The organism is Streptomyces sp. 8L (assembly GCF_020176795.1).
Taxonomy (GTDB): domain Bacteria; phylum Actinomycetota; class Actinomycetes; order Streptomycetales; family Streptomycetaceae; genus Streptomyces.
Genome location: NZ_JAIUKE010000627.1, coordinates 1 through 3,140 on the forward strand (window position 1 = coordinate 1; position 3,140 = coordinate 3,140).

Sequence of the window (3,140 nt, forward strand, 5' to 3'; positions counted from 1 at the left end):
CCCGCCCGGCCGGCCGGGTCCCGTACCGCCGCCCGCGCCGCCGCCGTGGTGGCCGCCGCCGCCGTGGCCACCGCCGTGTCCCCCGGCGCCGCCCGCGTCCGAGCCGCCGCCGGGGCGGGCCCGCCGGTAGCCGTAGCCGTCCACCAGCACCACCGCGCCGGTCGGGTGCAGCGCGATCCGCGCCCTCCACGGGCCCGCGGGCTCGCGCGCGTGGTCGACGGTGACGTAGAGCGTCACCGAGCGGCCGGGCGCGAGCGTGCCGGACGACTGGCTGAGGCCGATCCAGCTGGCCCCCACGCTCGCCGCCCAGGTCACTGGCGCGCCCGAGGCGGTGAGGGTGATCGTCGTACGGCCGGAAGACGACTCCGCCGTGACGGCGAGCGCCCCGGCCTCGGCTCCCGGGCGGCCCGAGGGCCCCGCCCGGCCGGGGCCGACCACGGCGACGGAGACGTCCGAGCCCTGGGCGCCGTGGCCACCGTCCGGGCCGGTGGCGCCCGGGCGGTCCCGCGCGCTGCCCGCGTTCTCGTAGCGGTCGGGGCCCTTCCCGTCGTGCGACGACGGGCCGCCCGGCTCGCCGGCGCTGATCGAGGGACCGCCGTGGCCCTCGCCCGTGTCGGGCGCGCCGCGGTACGCGGCCCACAGCGCGAACACCGGCGCCGCGACCACCGTCGCGACGACGGTCGTCGTCACGGCGCGCGCCCGCAGCCGGTCGCGGCGGGCCGCGCGGTCCTTCGGATCGAGCGGGAAGCCGTCGCGCCCGAAACGCGGCCCGGCGCCCCGGCTCCTCGGCGCGTGCAGCATGGCCGCACAGGCGGCCGCACGGTCGGCCTCCACGAGCGGCAGGACGGCGGGCGACCTGCGCGCGGCGCGCGGTGTCGTGCCCGGCCAGGGCCCGGCCGCCTCCACGCGCTCCGCCGTACGGCGGCAGCGCGGGCAGTCGTCGACGTGCCGTACGAGTTCGCGGCGCAGCGCGGCGGACAGCAGCACTCCGCTGTCGCCGGTCAGGCGGGACACGGACGGGCAGGTGCCGGTCTCCACCACGGCGAGCGCGGCGCGGGTCCGCTCGACCTCGACGGCCGCCGTGGACAGCAGGCGGCGCGCAGCGGCGGGCTCCATGGACAGGACGGCCGCGACGCCCCGCGCGACCCGGGCCCCACGGGTGGCGGGACGGCAGGCGGAGGGACGGCGCCGCCCCCGCCGCCCAGCGCGCTGGCACCGGGGCCGCTGACGATCACGGCCGAGTTCGAGTCGGTCCGCGACGAGCCGCTGCCCGCCCTCGCGGAACGGCTGCGGAAGGCCCTGCTGGAGTGCGCGCACGACGCGCTGGGACTGCGGGTGACCGAGGTGGATCTACGGGTGACCGGGCTGCGGGACGACGGCGCCGCGAGGCCCGCGGAGGAGCCCGCCGAGGAAGTTTCCCGGCCCGTTGACCCGGACGGGGTACCCGGCGTCACGGACGTGCCGGGAGTGGCCCGTACGACGCGGGTCCTGGGACGCCCGCTGAGCGAATCGCCGGAGGGCGATCTGCGGGTGGAGCTGGCGACCGGGGCGGGGCACCGGCCGCTCGACGTGGCACGCGCGGTCCGGGCCGCGCTGGCCCGGGAGCGGCCGGGGACGCGGTCGGTGGCGGTGGTCGTGACGGCGGTGGGCATGCCGGTACGGGACGCCTGACCGTGACCGCGCCCCCGGGCGCACACGGCCGGCCCCGCGAAGGCGCCGCACGGTCGGCCTCGTGAAGGCGCCGCACGGTCGGCCTCGTGAAGGCGCCGCACGGCTCGTCTCGTGATGCCGCACGCTCCGGGCATCGCGGCGCGCTCTTCGGGCACCGGGCGCCTCGAAGCGATCCCCGATCCGGCGATTCCGCGTCCGGTGTCGGTGTCGGTGTCGGTGTTCGATGGTGCTGTTCGGTGTTCGGTGTCGCCGTTCGGGATCGAGATCGGGGTTCCGGGTGGGCGGCCGGTGCGTCGTCGGCGAAATCCCCGGCGTTCCGGGCAATTCCGGGGGTCGTTTTCCGGCCCTTCCCCGGCGTTTATCCGAAGCTGATGCCCCGACGGCATCATGAACCGTGCATGACATGTTCAGGCGGCGGCCGGCGCAAAATCCCCGGTGTACGGTGACGCCCCGGCGCTTCCGCCCCGTACCGCGCGATGCGGAACGGGGCGGAGCCGTACGGGACAAAGCCGTACGGGGCGCGGACGGATCGCGGCGGCGGTCAGTACGGGAGCGTCGTCTGCGCCCCGCTTCCGCTGCCCGCCAGCCACTGCGACCAGGAGAGGTTGAAGTCGGCGTAGCCGTTGTCCGGTGCGGCCTTGCCGCGTGGCGACCCGGTGATGGTGATCGGGTCGCCCTGCTTCACGTAGTTGTAGAACCACTTCGCGTCGGCCAGTGACAGGTGCACGCAGCCGTGGGAGCCGACGCTGTTTCCCGGGTACGGGTCGCCGGTCGAGTAGTGCAGGTACGTGCCCGAGTTGGTGAGATGGACGTCCCAGGGCAGCGTCAGGTCGTAGTAGTCCTTGTCCTTCTTGTTGCAGCTGATGCCGACGCTGCACGAGGTCATGCGGACCTTCGGCTGCTTGTCGATCACCGCCATGGTGCCGTCCCAGGAGGGCCACGAGGAGCTGCCCGCGTCGATGGGCACGGTGCGGACGGTCGCCCCGTCCTTGGTGACCTTCATCGAGTGGCCGGTTACCGACACAGTGGCCTCGACATCGTCGCCGATGGTGAAGCTGTGATGGTAACTGTGCGTCCCCACACGGCCGTTGCCGTTGCTCACGCCCGCCAGATCGGCGTCCACCGACACCTTCGTACCGGACTGCCAGAAGGTCTTGGGACGCCAGTCCACCCGCGTGCTGCTCATCCAGTGCCACGCGCCCGTCGTCGAGCGCGACGCCGAGACCTTGAGGTGGTGCTCGACGGTGGCGCGGGCCGAGGTGGCCACGGGGTTCGTGAAGACGACCGACACGGGCATGGCCACGCCGACGGTCGCCCCGCTGGTCGGTGTGATGGTGTTGAGCAGCATCGGCGGCTTGGCCGGGGCCTTCTTCGGCGTCACCGACGGCTGGGCCGCCGCCGACGTCGGGGCCTCCCGCGACGGTGTGCCCGAGGACGACGAGGAGGGCGAGGGCGAGGCGCTGGAGGCC

The 3,140-nt window shown here is 75.3% G+C and carries 3 protein-coding genes; 1 reads left to right on the forward strand and 2 read right to left on the reverse strand.

Going from position 1 to position 3,140, the window contains the following annotated elements:
- The coding region (locus LCE31_RS35990) for a BACON domain-containing protein (RefSeq protein ID WP_441349433.1) at positions 1–1,014 on the reverse strand (1,014 nt) is incomplete at its 3' end.
- Between LCE31_RS35990 and LCE31_RS41405 the strand changes: the two genes are divergently transcribed.
- Positions 946–1,671, forward strand: coding sequence for a nucleopolyhedrovirus P10 family protein (locus LCE31_RS41405; protein ID WP_374118669.1), 726 nt, complete (start codon positions 946–948; stop codon positions 1,669–1,671). The genes LCE31_RS35990 and LCE31_RS41405 overlap by 69 nt on opposite strands.
- Before the next feature lie 541 nt (positions 1,672–2,212).
- On the opposite strand, the gene LCE31_RS36000 is transcribed toward LCE31_RS41405, so the two are convergent.
- Positions 2,213–3,140 (reverse strand): L,D-transpeptidase (locus tag LCE31_RS36000; RefSeq protein WP_225022086.1); only part of this gene is annotated, 928 nt, incomplete at its 5' end.